Origin of the sequence: Brevundimonas sp. DC300-4 (genome assembly GCF_049897365.1) — a bacterium.
In the GTDB taxonomy this organism is placed as follows: domain Bacteria; phylum Pseudomonadota; class Alphaproteobacteria; order Caulobacterales; family Caulobacteraceae; genus Brevundimonas.
Genome location: NZ_JAFCWC010000004.1, coordinates 45,210 through 63,740, shown reverse-complemented (window position 1 = coordinate 63,740; position 18,531 = coordinate 45,210). Strand labels below are relative to the sequence as shown.

Annotated in this window: 17 protein-coding genes; 7 read left to right on the top strand and 10 right to left on the bottom strand. The window is 67.5% G+C overall.

All coding sequences use genetic code 11. The features are described from left to right. The first annotated feature begins 30 nt into the window (after positions 1–30). Positions 31–381 (top strand): hypothetical protein, encoded by a 351-nt coding sequence (locus ACP7AZ_RS08170; RefSeq protein WP_426037864.1) that lies wholly within the window; start codon positions 31–33, stop codon positions 379–381. 25 nt (positions 382–406) lie between these two features. Here ACP7AZ_RS08170 and ACP7AZ_RS08165 read toward each other — a convergent pair whose 3' ends face one another. Continuing rightward, complete coding sequence (locus ACP7AZ_RS08165) at positions 407–1,039, bottom strand: TlpA family protein disulfide reductase (protein ID WP_426037862.1); 633 nt, start codon at positions 1,037–1,039, stop codon at positions 407–409. On the opposite strand from ACP7AZ_RS08165, the gene argH reads away from it, so the two are divergent. Genes argH through lysA form a run of 3 tightly spaced genes read left to right on the top strand, consistent with a single transcriptional unit; the run spans position 1,038 to position 3,973 of the window. After that, complete coding sequence (gene argH, locus ACP7AZ_RS08160; protein WP_426037860.1) at positions 1,038–2,456, top strand: argininosuccinate lyase; 1,419 nt, start codon at positions 1,038–1,040, stop codon at positions 2,454–2,456. The genes ACP7AZ_RS08165 and argH overlap by 2 nt on opposite strands. Next, positions 2,453–2,692, top strand: a complete 240-nt coding sequence (locus ACP7AZ_RS08155; protein ID WP_426037858.1) for a hypothetical protein — start codon at positions 2,453–2,455, stop codon at positions 2,690–2,692. The genes argH and ACP7AZ_RS08155 overlap by 4 nt, the downstream gene beginning before the upstream one ends. Positions 2,693–2,695: 3 nt before the next feature. Next, on the top strand, positions 2,696–3,973 hold the full coding sequence (gene lysA, locus ACP7AZ_RS08150; RefSeq protein WP_426037856.1) for a diaminopimelate decarboxylase: 1,278 nt from the start codon (positions 2,696–2,698) through the stop codon (positions 3,971–3,973). Here lysA and ACP7AZ_RS08145 read toward each other — a convergent pair. Continuing rightward, positions 3,965–4,858: an alpha/beta fold hydrolase gene (locus tag ACP7AZ_RS08145; protein WP_426037854.1), complete on the bottom strand. Its 894-nt coding sequence runs from the start codon at positions 4,856–4,858 to the stop codon at positions 3,965–3,967. The genes lysA and ACP7AZ_RS08145 overlap by 9 nt on opposite strands. A gap of 110 nt (positions 4,859–4,968) precedes the next feature. Between ACP7AZ_RS08145 and ACP7AZ_RS08140 the strand changes: the two genes are divergently transcribed. After that, the gene (locus ACP7AZ_RS08140) at positions 4,969–5,472 is read left to right on the top strand and encodes a surface-adhesin E family protein (protein ID WP_426037851.1); all 504 of its coding nucleotides are present in this window, start codon (positions 4,969–4,971) and stop codon (positions 5,470–5,472) included. A 21-nt stretch (positions 5,473–5,493) separates the two neighbouring features. Here the strand turns inward: ACP7AZ_RS08140 and gyrB are convergent, their stop codons facing one another. Further along, positions 5,494–7,941: a DNA topoisomerase (ATP-hydrolyzing) subunit B gene (gene gyrB, locus ACP7AZ_RS08135; protein WP_426037849.1), complete on the bottom strand. Its 2,448-nt coding sequence runs from the start codon at positions 7,939–7,941 to the stop codon at positions 5,494–5,496. A 233-nt stretch (positions 7,942–8,174) separates the two neighbouring features. Between gyrB and ACP7AZ_RS08130 the strand changes: the two genes are divergently transcribed. Continuing rightward, on the top strand, positions 8,175–9,398 hold the full coding sequence (locus tag ACP7AZ_RS08130; protein ID WP_426037847.1) for a cation:proton antiporter: 1,224 nt from the start codon (positions 8,175–8,177) through the stop codon (positions 9,396–9,398). A 140-nt stretch (positions 9,399–9,538) separates the two neighbouring features. Here ACP7AZ_RS08130 and recF read toward each other — a convergent pair whose 3' ends face one another. The 7 genes from recF to ACP7AZ_RS08095 form a co-directional block, all read right to left on the bottom strand. Beyond that, positions 9,539–10,672: a DNA replication/repair protein RecF gene (gene recF, locus ACP7AZ_RS08125; protein WP_426037845.1), complete on the bottom strand. Its 1,134-nt coding sequence runs from the start codon at positions 10,670–10,672 to the stop codon at positions 9,539–9,541. Positions 10,673–10,697: 25 nt separating this feature from the next. Continuing rightward, positions 10,698–11,816 (bottom strand): DNA polymerase III subunit beta, encoded by a 1,119-nt coding sequence (dnaN, locus tag ACP7AZ_RS08120; RefSeq protein ID WP_303696651.1) that lies wholly within the window; start codon positions 11,814–11,816, stop codon positions 10,698–10,700. Positions 11,817–11,909: 93 nt separating this feature from the next. Next, on the bottom strand, positions 11,910–12,707 hold the full coding sequence (locus tag ACP7AZ_RS08115; protein ID WP_426038467.1) for an enoyl-ACP reductase FabI: 798 nt from the start codon (positions 12,705–12,707) through the stop codon (positions 11,910–11,912). A gap of 50 nt (positions 12,708–12,757) precedes the next feature. Then, positions 12,758–14,005 (bottom strand): cation:proton antiporter, encoded by a 1,248-nt coding sequence (locus ACP7AZ_RS08110; RefSeq protein ID WP_426037842.1) that lies wholly within the window; start codon positions 14,003–14,005, stop codon positions 12,758–12,760. Positions 14,006–14,099: 94 nt separating this feature from the next. Beyond that, positions 14,100–15,329, bottom strand: coding sequence for a beta-ketoacyl-ACP synthase I (fabB, locus tag ACP7AZ_RS08105; RefSeq protein ID WP_426037840.1), 1,230 nt, complete (start codon positions 15,327–15,329; stop codon positions 14,100–14,102). A gap of 45 nt (positions 15,330–15,374) precedes the next feature. Next, positions 15,375–15,932 (bottom strand): 3-hydroxyacyl-[acyl-carrier-protein] dehydratase FabA, encoded by a 558-nt coding sequence (fabA, locus tag ACP7AZ_RS08100; RefSeq protein ID WP_426037838.1) that lies wholly within the window; start codon positions 15,930–15,932, stop codon positions 15,375–15,377. An 848-nt stretch (positions 15,933–16,780) separates the two neighbouring features. Next, positions 16,781–17,365 carry an SH3 domain-containing protein gene (locus ACP7AZ_RS08095; RefSeq protein WP_426037836.1) on the bottom strand — a complete coding sequence of 195 codons (585 nt, stop codon included), beginning with the start codon at positions 17,363–17,365 and terminating at the stop codon, positions 16,781–16,783. A 62-nt stretch (positions 17,366–17,427) separates the two neighbouring features. On the opposite strand from ACP7AZ_RS08095, the gene ACP7AZ_RS08090 reads away from it, so the two are divergent. Continuing rightward, complete coding sequence (locus ACP7AZ_RS08090) at positions 17,428–18,414, top strand: 2-hydroxyacid dehydrogenase (RefSeq protein ID WP_426037834.1); 987 nt, start codon at positions 17,428–17,430, stop codon at positions 18,412–18,414. Positions 18,415–18,531 lie beyond the last annotated feature (117 nt).

Genomic DNA, 18,531 nt, shown 5'->3' with positions numbered 1-18,531 from the left:
AAAGGTTCAACGCTGTCCGAAGGCTCCCCCATGACCATTCGCATTCCGTCGCTTCTGGCTGTCTCCGCCATTGCCGCACTGTCGCTGGGCGTCGTCGCCTGCACCGAGGCTGAACAGGAGAAAACCGAAGCCAAGGCGGAGGTCGCCGCGGACAACGCCGGGGTCACGGCCTCGGAGGCCGCCGACAGGGCTGGCGTCGTCGCCGCCCAGGCCGGTGAAGTGATCGAGTCCGGTGCGATGAAGGCGGCCCAGGCCGTGGAGACCGGCGCCGGCAATGTCGCCGATCGTCTGGAAGCCAATCAGGCCGAGGCCGCCGCCGAGGGCCGCCCGGGCGCAGTCAACCCGGCGACGGATCAGCGCGTCCCGGCCCCGGCGCAGTAAACGGTCAGCAACGGGCGACAGAGACCTAGGAAGACAGCGGCTCCGCCAGCACCGCGTCGATCAAGGCCTTCGCCTCAGAGCTGTTCCAGTCAGCTTCTCCGGCGAAGGCGGCGCGGATCCGCCCCTGACGGTCCAGCAGGATCGTCTGGGGCATCTTGCCCTTGCCCGGAAACTCGAACGGCAATTGGAATTTCGGATCGCTGTAGAAGGGCAGCGGCAAGTGCACGTCGATGAAGCTCTTCGCGTCGGCCACCGGGTCCGCGCCCGTGTCGACATTGATCGGCAGCACCACCAGATCTCCGTCCGGATAGGCTGAGGCCAGGGCCGCGATCGTCGGCATCTCGGTGCGGCACGGGGCACACCACATGGCCCACAGATTGACCAGAACCACCTTTCCCCGGAAATCGGCAAAACGAACGTCGGCGCCGTCGCGGGTTTTGAAGACATAGTCGGGCGCAGCGTCCAGGGCGGCGGGCGTGTCCAGAGCGGCTAGCGAGCCGACCGCGAACCGGGCCAGTTCGCTCTTTTCGGCCACCGCGGGCGCCTCGGCTTTGAAAGGACCGGCGTGCATGGCGTATAGGGTGCCGACCGCTCCGCCGGCGACGACCGCCAGCGCCGACGCTCCCACGATCCAGACGCCCCTTTTCGAGCCGCTCATGCCTAACTCCAAAGACCCGGCCCACAGTACGGCCCCGGCCGGGCAGACCCTATGGGGCGGACGCTTTTCCGCCAAGCCCGCCGACATCATGCAGGCGATCAACGTCTCCATCGGCGTCGACCAACGCCTGTGGGCACAGGATCTGCGCGGCTCGCGGGCGCATTGCCGCATGCTGATCGACCAGGGCATCGTGACGGCGCAGGACGGTGCGGCCATCCTCGGCGGGCTCGACACGATCCAGGCCGAGATCGAGGCCGGGACCTTCCCCTTCCGCGACGAATACGAGGACATCCACCTGAACGTGGAGGCACGGCTGTCGGAGTTGATCGGCGAGCCGTCGGGCCGTCTGCACACGGCCCGCAGCCGCAACGATCAGGTCGCCGTCGACTTCCGCCTGTGGGTTCGGGACGCCTGCGACCGGTCGGTGGAACATCTTCAGGCCCTGCAGCGCGCCCTGCTGGCCCGCGCCGAACAGCATGCCGGCGACCTGATGCCCGGCTTCACCCATCTGCAGACGGCCCAGCCGGTCACGCTCGGCCACCACCTGATGGCCTATGTCGAGATGGCCGGTCGCGACGCGGGCCGGTTCTCCGACGCCCGCGCGCGCATGAACGAGAGCCCGCTCGGCGCCGCCGCCCTGGCCGGCTCGCCCTTCCCAATCGACCGCCATGCGACGGCGGCCGCGCTCGGCTTCGACCGGCCGATGGGCAATTCGCTGGACGCCGTCTCGGACCGTGATTTCGCGCTGGAGACCCTGGCCGCCGCCTCGATCACCGCGGGCCACCTGTCGCGCCTGGCCGAGGAGATCGTGATCTGGATGACGCCAATGTTCGGTTTCGTCTCCTTGCCCGACGACCTGACCACCGGCTCGTCGATCATGCCGCAGAAGCGCAACCCCGACGCCGCCGAATTGGTCCGCGCCAAGACCGGCCGGATCATGGGATCGTTCGTCGCCCTGTCGACCGTCATGAAGGGCCTGCCGCTCGCCTATTCCAAGGACATGCAGGAGGACAAGCCGCCGGTGTTCGAGGCCATGGACGCCCTGGACCTGGCCCTGACCGCCATGACGGCCATGGTTTCCGCCTTCCGTCCGAATACGGAACGGATGGCTGAGGCCGCCGGATGGGGCTTCTCCACCGCCACCGATCTGGCCGACTGGCTCGTGCGCGAGGCTGACCTGCCGTTCCGCCAGGCGCACCATGTTACAGGCGCGGCGGTGAAGCGGGCGGAACAGCTGGGCGTGGGTCTGGCGCAACTGCCGCTCGCCGAATTGCAGAGCCTGCATCCCGGCGTCACCGAAGCCGTTTACAAGGTGCTCACGCCTGAAGCTTCCTGCGCCAGCCGCCAGAGTTTCGGGGGAACCGCGCCGGAACAGGTCCGCGCGCGCATCGCCGATTGGAAAGTCCGACTGTCATGACCAAGGTCCTCACCCTCGGCGCCCTCGCCATTCTCGCTGTCGCCGCCGCCGGCTGCGGCCGGATGGCCGACCTGGAGAGTCCGGCGCCGCGCCAGACCGAGCGCGCGCCGCGCGACGCCCGCGCCCCGGCCCTGCCCGACCCGGCGACGATCAACCGTCCGTCCAGCCAGCAGCCGATCGACGGCGGCCCCTCCAACCCCATCGGCGGCACCGCCGCCGGTCGCGAGCCTCAATAGATCTTGGATCACTTTGAACTCAGGGACGGCGCCCTCCACGCCGAGGGCGTCGACCTGACCATTCTGGCGACCGAGGTCGGCACCCCGGTCTACGTCTATTCGAGCGCCACACTGACGCGGCATTACCGGGTGTTGCGCGAGGCGCTGGACGCCCATCCGTCGGTGCTGGGCGACAGTCTGATCGCCTTCGCGGTCAAGTCGAATTCCAACCTGTCAGTACTGGCGACCCTGGCCCGTCTCGGCTGCGGCGCCGACACGGTGTCGGAGGGAGAGATCCGGCGCGCGCTCAAGGCGGGCATCCCGGGCGACCGCATCATCTTCTCGGGCGTGGGCAAGACCGACGCCGAACTGGCCTTCGCCCTCGAGGTCGGGGTGCGCCAGATCAATGTCGAGAGCGTGCCCGAACTGGACCGCCTCATCGCCATCGCCGAGGCGAAGGGCGCCAAGCCCGACGTCGCCATCCGGGTGAACCCGAAGATCGGCGCCGGCGGTCATGCCAAGATCACCACGGGCGGAGAGGGCGACAAGTTCGGTGTCCCGGCCGACGAGGCGATGGCCCTCTACGCCCGCGCCGCCGCCAGCCCGCACCTGAACCCGGTGGCGCTGGCCTGCCATATCGGCAGCCAGATCACCGACCTGGCGCCGCTGGAGGCCGCCTTCAGCCTGTTGCGCAAACTGACCGAGACCCTGCGTCAGCAGGGGCTGCCGGTGACCCGCATCGACCTCGGCGGCGGCCTTGGCGTGCCCTACACCGGCGGAGCGACAACCGCCTCGCCCGCCGACTATGCCGCCATGGTCGCCCGAGTGCTGGACGGCCTGGACGTCGAGGCGGCGTTCGAGCCCGGCCGCCTGCTGGCCGCCAATGCCGGGGTCCTGCTGACCCGGGTCATCCAGGTCACCGAACGGGCAGACGGCCGAAAATTCCTGGTGCTGGACGCGGCCATGAACGACCTGATGCGCCCGGCCATGTATGACGCCTTCCACGAGGTGAAGCCCGTGGTCCCGCGCGAGGGCGCCGAAGTCGTCTATGACATCGTCGGTCCCGTCTGTGAGACCGGCGACACCTTCGCTCGCGGCCGTTCGCTCGCCCCGCTGCAGGCCGGCGATCTCGTCGTCTTCACCGGCGCCGGCGCCTACGGGGCGGTGATGTCGAGCGAATACAACTCCCGCCCGCTGGTCCCCGAGGTGCTAGTCGACGGCGACCGCTGGGCCGTAGTGAGGGCGCGGCCGTCGTATGAAGAAATGCTGGCGCGCGAGACGACGGCGGAGTGGCTAGCCTAGAAACCGCGTCACCGCCGCCAGGAACCGCGTCGGCTGGTCGATCATGACCATGTGTTCGGCGCCCTCGATCCGTTCGAACCGGGCGGGCGCTCGCAGGTTGCGGTAGCCGGCGGCGAACAGGGCATCCAGATGGGCGCGCGGCGAGTTCCCGTCTGCGCTCCAGCCATAGACGACGGTCACCGGCGCCGCGATGTCCGGCAAACGACTGCGCAGGTCCGTGGTCATGACCTCGTAGAGGCCCTGGGCCAGAACCTGACGGTCGCCGCCCTGCCAGCCGAGCGTCCCGAACACGCTGTCGGCCGCACCGCCGAGCTGTTCGCCCAGCAGTGTTCCCTGCGTCCGCAAGGCCTCGTCGCCGAGAAACAGCAGGGCCTGATAGGCGATCTGGGCCAGGGGTTCGACATCTCCGACCGTCGCGCCCGGGCTGATCAGGGAGGGGAAAAAGGGCGTCGCATCGACCACCATGACCCGGCCGACCTGGCCGCCGCGCCGGTCCCGCCCCGCGTCGGCGGCGGCCCTCAGCGCCACCAGCCCGCCCATCGAATGACCGATGACCGCAGGCCGTCGCAGGCCCTGCGAGGCGATGTAGCGCCGCAGCTCCGCCGCCACCGGCGCCACCAGCGCCCCGTCCACGTTCGCCCCGGCCGGGACGTTGCCGAAGCCCCGGATGGAGACGAGGTGAACCCGGTAGCGGTCGTCCAGCCGGTTCGCTGTCCGCGCCCAGACGTCGCTGGTCGAGGCCAGGCCGGGGATCAGGATCACATCGGGTCCCTCGCCCCGGACCGTGACGACCAGCCGGTCGGATCGGAACGCCCCGCTCGACTGCGCCTGGGCGACAGTCGGGAGGATGAACAGGGCGATTGAGATGATCAGGGCGCGCAACATGTCAGGACCCTGAACGGGGAAGTGGGCAAAGGGTTGACCGGTCGACCCTTGATCTTCGCCTCGCAACGGCGCGAAATATGGCAGACAAGTGTCCGTCTGGGGAGGCGACTATGACTATCCGGAAATATGCGATCGCGACCGCCATGGTAATTTTCTGGGCCGCTGCGGCGCAGGCCCAGACGGCTCCGCCTCAGGAAAAGGTGCTGGGCGGCGCCCCCGCGCCGGTTCAGGAAGCCACCGGGCCCGAGTGGTGGGCCTTCTCTCGCGCAGAGGCGAAACACTATCTGATCGACGTCAACAGCGTCGTCCGGACCGGCGACGAGCTGACGGTCATGGTCGCCCGCGTGCCCATGGACACGACCGCCAGCGACTATTCCCATACGGTCGACCAGTTCGGCATCCGCTGCAACGGCCGTCAGTCGCATGTCGCCACCACGAGCGACGCCTTCGCGGATGGCGTGCCCGAGGAACCCTACGACACCGAGGAGCCGTGGGAATCGATCGCCCCCGACAGCTTCGACGACGCCATCCGCGAGATCAGCTGCGAGGACATGCGCCCCTCGCCGCCGTCCTATGCGAGCGTGAAGGCCTATATCGACGCGGGCCGGCCCTGAGACTGATCCTGGCTGTCGCCGTCAGACGTCGACGGCGGCGTCCAGGGCGTTTTCCTGGATGAACTCGCGGCGCGGCTCGACCACGTCGCCCATCAGCTTGGCGAACAGATCGTCGGCGTCATCGGCGTGGTCGACCTGGACGCGCAGCAGGGTGCGGGCGTTGACGTCCAGGGTCGTCTCCCACAGCTGCTCCGGGTTCATCTCGCCCAGACCCTTGTAGCGCTGGATCGACAAGCCCTTCTTGCCGGCGTCGAGCACGGCATTGAGCAGGTCGAGCGGACCCCGGATCGTTGTCGACTTGTCCTTGCGGCGATAGGTGGCGGGCGCCGCGAACACGCCCTCGAACGCACTCGCCCGTTCGGCCAGGCGACGCGCGTCCAGCGAGCGGATCAGCGCCTCTTCCAGCACGATGGTCTCCTGCACCGCGCGGCGTGATCGGGTGAAGACCACGGCGCCCTGCTCTCCGGGCTCGCCTGTCCACGCCCCGTCGCCTTCCTCCGCATAGAGGTTCAGCCGCGCGGCCGCAGCGGCGGACACCCCGGCCATGTCGGCCTCATCGGCGAACAGACCGGCCAGCGCCGCCTGTTCGATGGCGAAGGCCGGAGCGCGCTGGCTCAAACGGTCGACGCTGGCGCTATAGGCCTTGGCGTCACGCACCAGGGACTGCAGATCAAGACCCATCCGGCGTTCACCGTTCGACAGGTCCAGCTCGGCCTCCGATGACCCTTCCTCGATCAGGTAGGAGTCCATCTCGGACTGGTCCTTGAGATACCGGCTCTGCTTGCCCTTAGCGACTTTGTAGAGCGGCGGCTGGGCGATATAGACGTGGCCGCGTGTGATCAGCTCCGGCATCTGACGATAGAAAAAAGTCAGGAGCAGGGTCCGGATGTGGGCGCCGTCGACGTCGGCGTCGGCCATCAGGATGATCTTGTGGTAGCGCAGCTTGTCGGCGTTGAAGTCGTCACGCCCGATGCCGGTGCCGAGCGCAAGGATCAGGGTTCCGATCAGTTCGGACGACAGCATCCGGTCGAACCGGGCGCGCTCGACGTTGAGGATCTTGCCACGCAGCGGCAGGACGGCCTGGTTCTCGCGGTTGCGGGCCTGTTTGGCCGAGCCGCCGGCGGAATCGCCCTCGACGATGAACAGCTCGGACTTGGCCGGATCGCGCTCCTGACAGTCGGCCAGCTTGCCGGGCAGGCTGGAGATTTCCAGCGCCGACTTGCGCCGGGTAAGGTCGCGCGCCTTGCGGGCCGCCTCACGCGCCGAGGCCGCCTCGATGATCTTGCCGACGACCTGTTTGGCCTCCAGCGGATGTTCCTCGAACCATTGCGCCAGCCCTTCGGAGCAGAGCCCCTCGACCGCCGGCCGCACCTCGGACGAGACCAGCTTGTCCTTGGTCTGGGAGCTGAATTTGGGATCCGGCACCTTGACCGACAGGACGCAGGTCAGACCTTCGCGCGCGTCTTCGCCAGTGACGGAGACCTTCTCCTTCTTGCCGGCGCCGGAGCTCTCGATATAGGCGCCCATGACGCGGGTCAGGCTGGTGCGGAAGGCTGAGAGGTGGGTGCCTCCATCCCGCTGCGGGATGTTGTTGGTGAAGCACAACATGGTCTCGTGGTAGGAGTCGTTCCACCACAGGGCCAGGTCGATCTCGATATTGTCCTTCTTGCCGCGAATGACGATGACGTCCTTCAGGATCGGCGTCTTGGACTTGTCCAGGTGGCGCACGAAGGCCTCCACGCCACCCTCGTAATGCAGCAGGATATCGACGGCTTCGGCATGGCGATGGTCTTGCAGCTTGATGACAACGCCCGAGTTCAGGAAGGCCAGCTCCCGCAGGCGATGCTCCAGCGTCTTCAGGTCGAAGTCGATGTGGGCGAAGGTCGTGATCGAGGGATAGAAGGTCACCTGGGTGCCGCTCAGAACCTTGCCGTTCTCGCGTATCGGGGCCTCGCCCGTCACCCGCAGGCTCTCGACCGTGTCGCCCCGCTCGAACTTCATCTCGTGGCGCTGGCCGTTACGGAAGATGACCAGCTTCAGCCAGTCCGAAAGGGCGTTGACCACCGACACGCCCACGCCGTGCAGACCGCCGGAGACCTTGTACGAGTTCTGGTCGAATTTCCCGCCAGCGTGCAGCTGGGTCATGATGACCTCTGCAGCCGACACGCCTTCCCCGGCGTGGATATCGACCGGGATGCCGCGCCCGTTATCGGTCACCGTGACCGAGCCGTCGGCGTTCAGGATCACCTCGACGAGATCGGCGTGACCGGCCAGGGCCTCGTCGATGGCGTTGTCGACGACTTCATACACCATGTGGTGCAGGCCGGACCCGTCGTCGGTATCACCGATATACATTCCAGGGCGTTTGCGCACCGCGTCCAGGCCCTTGAGAACCTTGATGGATTCCGCGCCATAGGCGGCCTCTTCGGCCGTGTCTTCGGTGCGTGCGCTCAGGGGTTCGTCGGTCATTCAATCGTCCGGAGACGCGGGTGTCGCGGACCGCGCCCTGCGCCGTCCAACCCGCTGAGAAATGGCATTTGCCTGGCGACCGATTTAGGCCGCCCGGATGCGTCGTTTATATAGGAATTCGCAGGCGAAAAGCGAGCTATCAGGACGTTTTGCGGCCTTGTCCCTCGCCGGTTGAGACCCAATATCTGGCGTTCACCCATCAAGAGACACACCAGCCCTATCCAAGAGCGCCGATGCCGCATGCCGACAGCCTGATTTCCACCCTGGTCGCGGGCTTCGTGCTGGCTTTCGTGTTCGGCATGATCGCCAATCGGCTGAAGCTGTCGCCCCTGGTCGGCTATCTGGTGGCGGGCATCGCGGTAGGTCCCCACACCATCGGTTTCGTGGCTGACACCACCCTGGCGCCCCAACTGGCGGAAATCGGCATCATCCTGCTGATGTTCGGCGTGGGCCTGCATTTCTCGCCCGCCGACCTGATGAAGGTCAGGAAGGTCGCCATTCCGGGGGCTCTGGTGCAGATCGCCTCCGCGACGGTGCTGGGCTGGGCGCTGGGCCGGTTCGCCATGGGCATGTCGGACATGGAGGGATTGCTCATGGGGTTCGCCCTGTCGGTCGCCTCCACCGTCGTCCTGATGCGGGCGCTGGAGGAGCGCCGCCAGAACAAGGGCGAGGTCGGCCGCATCGCGGTCGGCTGGCTGATCGTCGAAGACCTGGTCATCGTCATCGCCCTTGTCATGTTGCCGATGATCATCCTGACCAACGGCCAGGTCGTCGATCCGGCCGCCCTGGCCCTGAACGTCAGCTGGACCCTGCTGAAGGTCGCAGGTTTCGTGGTCGCCATGCTGTTCGTCGGCGGCAAGGTCCTGCCCTGGATCCTGGTGCGGATCGCCCATACCCGGTCGCGCGAACTGTTCACCCTAGGCGTCCTGGCCATCGCCCTCGGCATCGCCTGGATCGCCTACTATTTGTTCCATTCCTTTGCGCTCGGCGCCTTCCTGGCCGGTCTCGTGCTGAACGGCACGCCGCTCGGCCACAACGCGGCGGAGCGATCACTGCCGTTACGCGACGCCTTCGCAGTCCTGTTCTTCGTCTCGGTCGGCATGCTTTTCGACCCCATGATCCTCATCGAGCGCCCCCTGTCGGTGCTGGGCGTCCTCGGCATCGTCATCGTCGGCAAGACTCTCGCCGCCCTGGCCATCACCCACAGTTTCGGTCTGGACCGGGCCACCGGTCTGACCGTCGCCGCCAGCCTGGCCCAGGTCGGGGAATTCTCCTTCATCCTGGCCGCGCTCGGAGTGTCGCTGGGGGCGTTGCGACAGGAGACCCACGACCTCATCCTGGCCGCCGCCCTGCTATCGATCTCGCTCAACCCCTTGGTTTTCCTGGTCATGGACAGGCTCGGGGGCAAGCCGCCCAACCCGCGCGTCGAAGGTGAAGCCAACCCGGCGACGGCATAGAGAAAATATTCCTTTTTCCCCCTTGATCGTGCGCGCGGGCGAACCAACTTCACAAACAGGTTTTTGAAATCCTGAATACGGCGGCGTTCGTCCGTTTTGTCCGTTTCGTCAGCGTGTTTTCGACGGACGAAACGGACGCGTCATCCCGGCGTCAGCGCCCCGCCCTCAACCCGCACGAAGGTCGCCCGCCCGACCAGCGGCTCGAACAGCTCGGCCTCGGTCCCGGTCATGAAGGCCTGCAGGCCCAGGGCCGTGATCTCGTCGAACAGGGCCGCCCGCCGATGGGAATCCAGATGCGCCGGCGCCTCGTCCAGCAGCAGGACCGGCGCGGCCCCGCCTCCCGACAGCCGCCCGACCTGGGCCAGGATCAGGTTGAGGACCAGGGCCTTCTGCTCGCCCGATGACCCCTCCGCTGCGGGTCGGTTCTTCTCCCGGTGCAGCGCGGTCAGGTCGGCCCGATGCGGCCCGAACAGCGACCGGCCCGCCGCCCCGTCCCGGCTCCGCGCCCGCGCCATCCCCTCGCGGATCGAACCCGCCAGGGCCTCCTCCTCAGCGCCGCACTCAGCCAGTCGCTCCGTTTCCCCGACCAGAGCCAGATCCGCCTGCGGGAAGGGCCGTTCCGAGCGAGCGTCGATCGCCGCCTGCAGCACCGCCAGCGCCCGCGCCCGCGCCGTCGCCGCCCGCGCCCCGGTCTCGCCCAGCCGCGCTTCCAGCGCATCGAGCCACAGCGGATCGGCTTCCCGCCCCTCGGCCCCGTCGATCAGCAGCCGCAGCCGCTCGCGCAGCGCCTTCTCGTATCCCGCGACCGCCGCAGCATGTCGGGGGTCGGCGGCGAACACCAGCCGGTCGAAGAACTTCAGCCGCTCGGCCCGCGCATCGGAGAACAGCCGGTCCTGCTCCGGCGTCGCCCAGACGGGCCTCAGATAGTCCAGCAACCGCCCGGGCTGGGCCGTCTCCCCGTCGATCCGCACCATCCGCCGCCCGGCCCCGGCGACCTGCACGCCCGTGCCCAGACGGACTTCGTCGCCATCAGCGCCGTCCAGCGTCAGCGCCACGGCCCAGGCTCGCCCCCCCGGCTCACCCGGCTCCCGCCGCCCCATCTCCTGCGCCGTCGCGGACCTCAGCCCCCTTCCCGGCGTGAACAGGCTCAGCGCCTCCAGCAGATTGGTCTTCCCCGCCCCGTTCGGCCCATGCAGCACCACCGGCCCCGCCGGAATGGGCAGGGCCGCAGAGGCATAGGACCGGAAATCGGTGAGGGTGAGGGAGGTAATCACGAGGGGCGAACCCGCCGCCTCGGGCTTAAACCCGCAGCGGCATCAGCACGTACTGGACGCCCGGATCACCCGGATCTAGCACCAGGGTGGGCGAGGCCGGGTCGGCGAACATGAAGGTGGCGTTCTCACCCGTGATCTGGCCGGCGACGTCGAGCAGGTAGCGGGCATTGAAGCCGATCTCGAACGGGGCCTCGGAATAGCCGATCTCGACCTCCTCGACGCCCTGGCCGGCCTCCATGTTGCGCACGGTCAGCGTGACGCGATCCAGCTCGAAAGCCAGTTTCACCGAGCGGCTCTTCTCGGCCGAGATGGTGGCGACGCGGTCGACGGCGGAGGCGAAGACGGCGTTGTCGATGTCGGCCTGTTTGTCGTTCCCCTTGGGGATGACGCGCATATAGTCCGGGAAGGCGCCGTCGATGACCTTGGACGTCAGGGACGCCTGGCCGAACTCGAAACGAATCTTCTGCGGCGAGACCTGGATCTCGACCGGGCCCGAGCCGTCGTCGAGCAGGCGACGGACTTGATCGATGGTCTTGCGCGGCACGATCACGCCGGGACCGCCGGCTGCGCCTTCCGGCGCCGGGGTCTCGGCCAGGGCCAAGCGGTGGCCGTCGGTCGCCACCGCGCGCAGCAGGGGGATCCCGCCCTCCGACACGGTGTGGAGATAGAGGCCGTTGAGATAGTAGCGTGTCTCTTCGGTCGAGACAGCGAAGCGGGTCTTGTCGATCAGACGCGCCAGATCTTCCTTCATCAGGGTGAAGCGTGTGCCCGAGGTCTCGGTCGACATGACCGGGAAGTCGCCGGCCGGCAGGACCGGCAGGTTGAACTTGGACCGGCCCGCCTGGACCGTCAGTCGCGGATCGTCGCCGTTGTAGATCAAGGCGACCTCGGCCCCGTCCGGGAGCTTGCGGACGATCTCGTAGAGGGTGTGGGCCGGCGCGGTGATCTGGCCCTCGACCTGGACGGTCGCATCGGCCTCGTCGACCATCTCCATGTCCAGATCGGTGGCGGCGAAGCTCAGCTTGTCGCGCCCCGCCGACAGCAGGACGTTGGACAGGATCGGAATTGTGTTCCGGCGCTCGACCACGCTCTGAACGTGGCCAAGGGCCTTCAGGAGCGCGGAACGTTCGATGGTCAGTTGCATGTCGTCTCAGGGCCCGGGGCGAGCTGAATCAGCGGTCGCCGATAGTCGTGGTCCCGGACACTAAAGGATTGGCGGCCGGGAGCAACCATAGGGTCAGGCTTCCTCGTCCCCAGCCAGCCCCATCATGTGGAAGCCCGCGTCAACGTGGATGACTTCGCCCGTGGTGGAGAAGCCGAGGTCCGAGCACAGCCACAGGGCGGCGCCGGCGACGCCCTCCATTGAGGTGTCCTCCTTCATCGCCGACATGGCGCGGCCCTGGGCGATCATGCCCCGACCGCCGGAGATGCCGGCCAGAGACAGGGTGCGCATGGCGCCGGCCGAGATGGCGTTGACGCGGATGCCGCGCGGACCCAGATCGCGGGCAATGTAGCGGGTCGCCGCCTCCAGCGCCGCCTTGGCCACGCCCATGGTGTTGTAGTTCGGAATGGCCCGCTCCGAGCCAAGGTAGGTCATGGTGATCATAGACCCGCCGTTCGGCATGATCTTCGACGCCCGCCGGGCCACATCGACAAAGCTGAAGCAGGAGATGTTCATGGCCAGCAGGAAGCTGTCGCGCGAGGTGTTGTCGACGAACGAGCCCTTGAGCTCGTCCTTGTTGGCGAAGGCGACGGAGTGGACGACGAAATCGATCGTGCCGAACTCGGCCTCGAGCTGTTCAAAGGCGGAGTCCATCGAGGCGTCGTCGGTGACGTCGGCCTGGATCAGCAGTCTGGCGCCGACGCTTTCGGCCAGCGGGCGCACGCGGCGCTCCAGCCCCTCGCCCATATAGGTGAAGGCCAGTTCGGCCCCCTGCGCGGCCAACTGGGAGGCGATGCCCCAGGCGATGGAGTTCGAGTTCGCGACCCCCATGACCAGGCCCTTCTTGCCCTTCATGAGTTCGCCTGCGGGCATGTTCCAGCCGCTCTCGCTCGCCATGGTCGTCTCTCCTTCAGGCCCGGCGGTCAGCCGAGTCGTTCGTCACGCGGAGGGTTAGCAGGGGCGGCTCTCCCCTGCAAAGACCGGCCGCCCAGTCGCTCCAGCAGCGCCATCAGAGGCGTCGCCGTGATCCCGTGGACGATGATCGACACCAGGATGATGAAGCCTGTGATCGCCCAGAGACGCTCCGAGTCTCCGAAATCCCCGTGGCTGAGGCCGTAGGCCAGGTAATAGACCGAACCCAGACCCCGGATGCCCAGCCAGGCGAGCATGACGCGATCACGCTTCAGCAGCGGCGATCCGATCAGCGACACGTAACCCACGACCGGCCGGACGATAAACAGAACCGCGAGGCCGATCAGGGCGTCGGTCCAGGTGAGGGCGTCCAGCAGGCCGTTGGCCAGGGCTCCCCCGAACAGAACCAGCACGAGCATCATCAGAAGCCGTTCGATCTGTTCGGCGAAGTCGTGCATCTCCTCGTGGAAATCGTCCTCGCGCTCCGAGGCCCGGATCGTCAGGGCGCAGACGAAGACCGCGAGAAATCCGTAGCCGTGAACGATTTCGGTCGCCGCATAGGCGATGAAGGTGGCCCCGATCGCCACCAGTCCGTCGGCGTGGCGCGAGATGCCATTATTGTGGGCCTGGAAGATCAGCCAGCCCATCGCCTTGCCGACGGCCCAGCCCATGGCCGCCCCCGCGACCAGCTTCCAGGCGACATCGACTGCGGCCCATTGCGCCAGCCCCTGGCCTGTCCAGACCGCCGCCCCTGACAGCGAGACGAGAATGGCCAGATTTACGAACGGGAAGGCCAGGGCGTCGTTCAGCCCAGCCTCGGCGGTCAGGTTAAATCGGACCTCGTTCTCCTCGCCCGATTTCGGCGGTCCGGTCTGAACGTCGGACGCCAGGACGGGATCGGTCGGCGCCATCGCCGCGCCAAGCAGCAGCGACATCGCCAGGCTGAACCCCAGACCTGCGACCCCAAGCCAGGCCGTGGCCGCGATGGTCAGCGGCATGGCGATGGCGAGCAGCCGCCAGGTCGGTCCCCAGCCCTTCAGGCTGACCGGTCGATCCAGCTTCAAGCCCGCTCCCATCAGGGAGATGATGACGACCAGCTCCGTCAGCCGTTCGGTCAGGGTGTCCCACGTGCGCGGATCCGGATCGAAGGACATCACGTCCAGACTGAAGATCGCAACGCCCAGCCCGACGCAGATCATCGCCAGCGAGATCGGGAATCGGCTGAGCCCCTTTGGAGCCCAGGAGACGAGCAGAACCACGGCGCCAAGGCCCAGCAAAAAAAGGATATAGGGGTTGGGTTCCAGGGTTTCGCCTCCAGCGGTCCCGGGGGAATGCCGCCGCGTCCCGGTCGCGTCAGACCTTCGAGAGGATCAGCGTCCCGTTGGTGCCGCCGAAGCCGAACGAGTTGGACATGACGTGCTTCAGCTCGCCGTCCTGGCGTTCGCGCAGGATCGGCATGCCCTCGAACTCAGGGTCGAGGTTTTCGATATGGGCGCTCTCGGCGGCGAAGCCGTGCTTCATCATCAGCAGGCAGTAGATGGCTTCCTGCGCACCTGCCGCGCCCAGCGAATGACCCGTCAGCGACTTGGTCGAGGAGATCATGGGCATCTGGTCGCCGAAGACATTGCGGACCGCCCCCATCTCCTTGGAGTCGCCCACCGGGGTCGAGGTGCCGTGCGGGTTGAGGTAGTCGATCTTCGGATTGCCGGCCATGTCGAGGGCGATCTTCATGCAGCGCTCCGCGCCCTCTCCCGACGGGGCGACCATGTCGTAGCCGTCGGAATTGGCGCCGTAGCCGGTGACCTCGGCATAGATGGTCGCGCCGCGAGCCACGGCCCGCTCATATTCTTCCAGCACGACGATGCCGGCCCCGCCGGCGATGACGAAGCCGTCGCGGTCCTTGTCATAGGCGCGGCTGGCGCGGCCCGGCGTTTCGTTGAAGTCGGACGACATGGCGCCCATGGCGTCGAACATGTTGGACATGGACCAGTCGATGTCCTCGACCCCGCCGGCGAAAACCACGTCCTGCTTGCCCCAAGCGATCTGTTCGGCGCCCGCGCCGATGCAGTGGGCGCTGGTCGCGCAGGCCGATGAGATCGAATAGTTGATCCCCTTTAGCTGGAACCAGGTGGCCAGGACGGCCGAGGGGCCAGAGGCCATGGCCTTGGGCACGGCGAACGGGCCGATGCGCTTGGGCGCGCCCTTCTCGATCGTCGTCTGGGCCGCCTGCAGGATGACCTGGGTCGAGGGGCCGCCTTCGCCGACGATCAGGCCGATGCGCTCGGACTTGATCTCTTCCGGGGTCATGCCGGAATCCTTCAGCGCCTCCTCGAAGGCGATATGACCCCAGGCCGTGCCATTGGCCAGGAAGCGCGCCGCGCGACGGTCGACCAGCGGGGACCAGTCCTCGGCCGTCACGCCCAGCGACGGGGGCGCCCAGACCTGCGAGCGGAAGCCGTACTTGATGTGATCGGGGGCCGAGACCACGCCCGACCGGGCATTGCGCAGAGAGGCCGTGACCTCCTCCTGGCCCGTGCCGATGGAGGAGACGATGCCCAGACCCGTAACGACGACACGCCGCATAATGTTTCCTTTTGCCTTGTCCACGTTGGTCGCGGATTATGTCGATTAGCCGACTTCGGACGAGCCGCCGACCGGTTCGGAGGCGGTCTGACCCGCCCCGAACAGGCCCACGCGCATGTCCTTGGCCGTATAGATAGGCACACCGTCGGCTTCCATCACCCCATCGGCGATTCCCATCACCAGACGACGATTGATGACCCGCTTCAGGGTGATCTTGTAGGTGACCTTCTTCACGTCCGGCTGGACCTGGCCGGTGAACTTGACCTCACCGACGCCGAGCGCCCGACCCCGGCCGGGGCCGCCGATCCAACCCAGGTAGAAGCCGACCAACTGCCACATGGCGTCCAGACCGAGGCAGCCGGGCATGACCGGATCGCCGATGAAGTGGCACTGGAAGAACCACAGGTCCGGATGGATATCGAGTTCGGCCTCGATATAGCCCTTGCCATGCTCGCCGCCGTCGCCGCTGATCTCGGTGATCCGGTCGAACATCAGCATCGGCGGAGCCGGAAGCTGGGCGTTGCCCGGCCCGAAGAGCTCGCCCCGGCCAGAGGCCAGCAGGGCGGCGTGGTCGAACGACGAGGGGTATTTCGAGGCGGTCAAGGCGATTGCGACTCCGTGGTGTTGCGCCGGGGTTACACGAGGGGAGCGAAGGGCTCAACTGGTGACGGGGGCAAGCTTGGCTATTGGGCGAGGCTCTCCCTTCCCCTCGGGGAGGGTCGTCGCGCAGCGACGGGGTGGGGCGGCAGGGCGATGCGGATGCTGGGTTGCGGGGCTTTGCCTTGCCGCCCCCACCCGGTCTCCGCCTTCGGCTCCGACCACCCTCCCCCGAGGGGGAGGGAGAAGACTGGACGTGAGTCATCGCTCTTCCGCTGTGAACGGGTCGGGGAAGCCGACGGAGCCCGGGCGGTCGCCCGGAACCGATATGGCCCCCTGCTTTCGCGTTACGGGGACCGGATGAGAATTTTCGGCTCGCGCCGGGGCTCCGTCGCGACCGGTTCACGCGAGCGGCCGGTGACGGGCTTCGTGCAGCCTGCCGGGGTGGTGTCTGTTCGACCCCCGGACCTTTGCGCCGCTTAAACCCAGTCCGACCTAAGCCCACGACGGGCGGAGGGTGTCAGGTCCCTCCGGGCTCCACGGTTTGTCACCCCGCAGACAGTCCTGCATCCGCGCCGGTTCGTGCCTCCACGGATCCAGGTCGTCGCCGGATCAGGGTCCTCGGCCGCGCGCAGCGATGCAGTTTCCCGCTCGATCGCGCCCCCTCGCACGTCCGGCTCCTGGGCCCAGGACGCCTTCCCCTCGCGACGGGACGGGAGAAGTGTACGCCCGGTTCGGAGGGCGCCTGCGATAAAGGCTCTAAAAAGTTTCGGCCATTGAAATCGTTGGGTGATTCCGGGCGTCCGTTGATGGGTATGAGGGTGTTTTGCCTCTCCCGGAGGGAGACGGAAGGGTCAGGGCGCTTCGCCCGCCGGGCGTGACGCGTCGCACAGGGGACGGGCGCCAGCGCCGAAGATCGACCCTTCCGCCACCCAGCCGCGCAGCTTGCGGGCGCGGACCTCGCACCAGCCGTCCTTGCAGTCGTCCAGGGCGACCACGGAGCGCGGTGAGAACCGGGCCTTCACGGCCGCGTCATCAGAGCGACCGGTGCGGATCGGGACCTCCTGCAGCGAGGCGTTGAAAGCTCCGCGTCGGGCCGAGACCACGCTGCGATGGACCCAGGCGACGGAGCCTTCAGGATCGCAGATCTTTCGCCATTCGCGCGTTTCGGCGATGACCTGCACCGGCAGGCCGGCGGCGCGATACTCCCAGAGAATACGGTAGTCGAGGCCCGGTCCCATGCGGGCGCGCACTTCCGAGGACTTCAGCGTCAGCCAGCGCGGCACCTCCAGCCCCGTCGGCGTCGGCCGCCCGTCGGGCATGGTGGCGCTCGCTCCGGCGAGGACCGCCAGACCCAGCAAGGCCGCCACGCCGCCGATGCGACGCGAGAGGCTTTGGAAGCGGCTGCGAGACTTGCTAGACCCGAACTTGCTAGTCACTGGCATCGACCCGGCGCACCCGGGCCTGCCCGTGTGGCGCCCGTGAATAACCCAAGGTCCCTATGTCCAGCCCCAGGCTTAAGGTCGTCTTAACCAGAAGATTGCCCGACGCAGTCGAGACGCGCATGCGCGAACTGTTCGACGCCGAACTGAACCTGAAGGACATCCCGATGGACCGGGCGGCGCTGGAGGCCGCCGTCCAGCGCGCCGACATCCTGGTTCCCACCATCACCGACGAGATCGACGCCGCCCTGATCAACGGCGCCGGCGCGCAGCTGAAGATGATCGCCAATTTCGGCGCCGGGGTGGATCACATCGACATCGACGCCGCCGTCGCGCGCCAGATCATCGTCACCAATACGCCGGGCGTCCTGACCGAGGACACCGCCGACCTCGCCATGGGTCTGATCCTCGCCGTCAGCCGCCGGATCGTGGAGGGCGCCGAGGTCGTGGCGGCCGGCAAGTTCGAGGGCTGGACCCCGACCTGGATGTGCGGACGCAAGCTGTGGGGCAAGCGGCTGGGGATCGTCGGCATGGGCCGGATCGGACAGGCCCTGGCCCGCCGGGCCCGGGCCTTCGGCATGCAGGTCCACTATCACAACAGGAAGCCTGTCTCGGAACGGATCATCGAAGAGCTGGGCGCGACCTGGTGGGACGACCTGGACCAGATGCTGGCGCGAATGGACGTCATCTCGCTGAACTGCCCGGCAACGAGGGAGACGCACCACCTGCTGTCAGCCCGGCGGCTGGCGCTGCTGCCGCCGCACGCGATCCTGATCAACACGGCGCGGGGCGAACTGATCGACGAGGCGGCCCTGGCCGAGGCCGTGGCGCGCCGGGCGCTGTCGGGCGTCGGTCTGGACGTCTACGAGAATGAGCCGGTGATCCATCCGGGCCTGATCGGCCTGCCCAATGTCGTCCTGCTGCCCCACCTGGGTTCGGCGACGCTGGAGGCGCGTCAGGATATGGGCGACCGCGTGATCCTCAATGTGATGACCTACCAGAACGGCCACCGTCCCCCGGATCGTGTCATTCCCGCGATGCTCTGAGGCCGGAATCCGACGTGATCCGGCCGATACGGGCGCGGAAAAGGTCATTTCCGGGCGCCTGAAACAATCCGTAACGGATGTGGTTAGGTCCATCGGCGGGCGCTCTCGTCCCGCTCC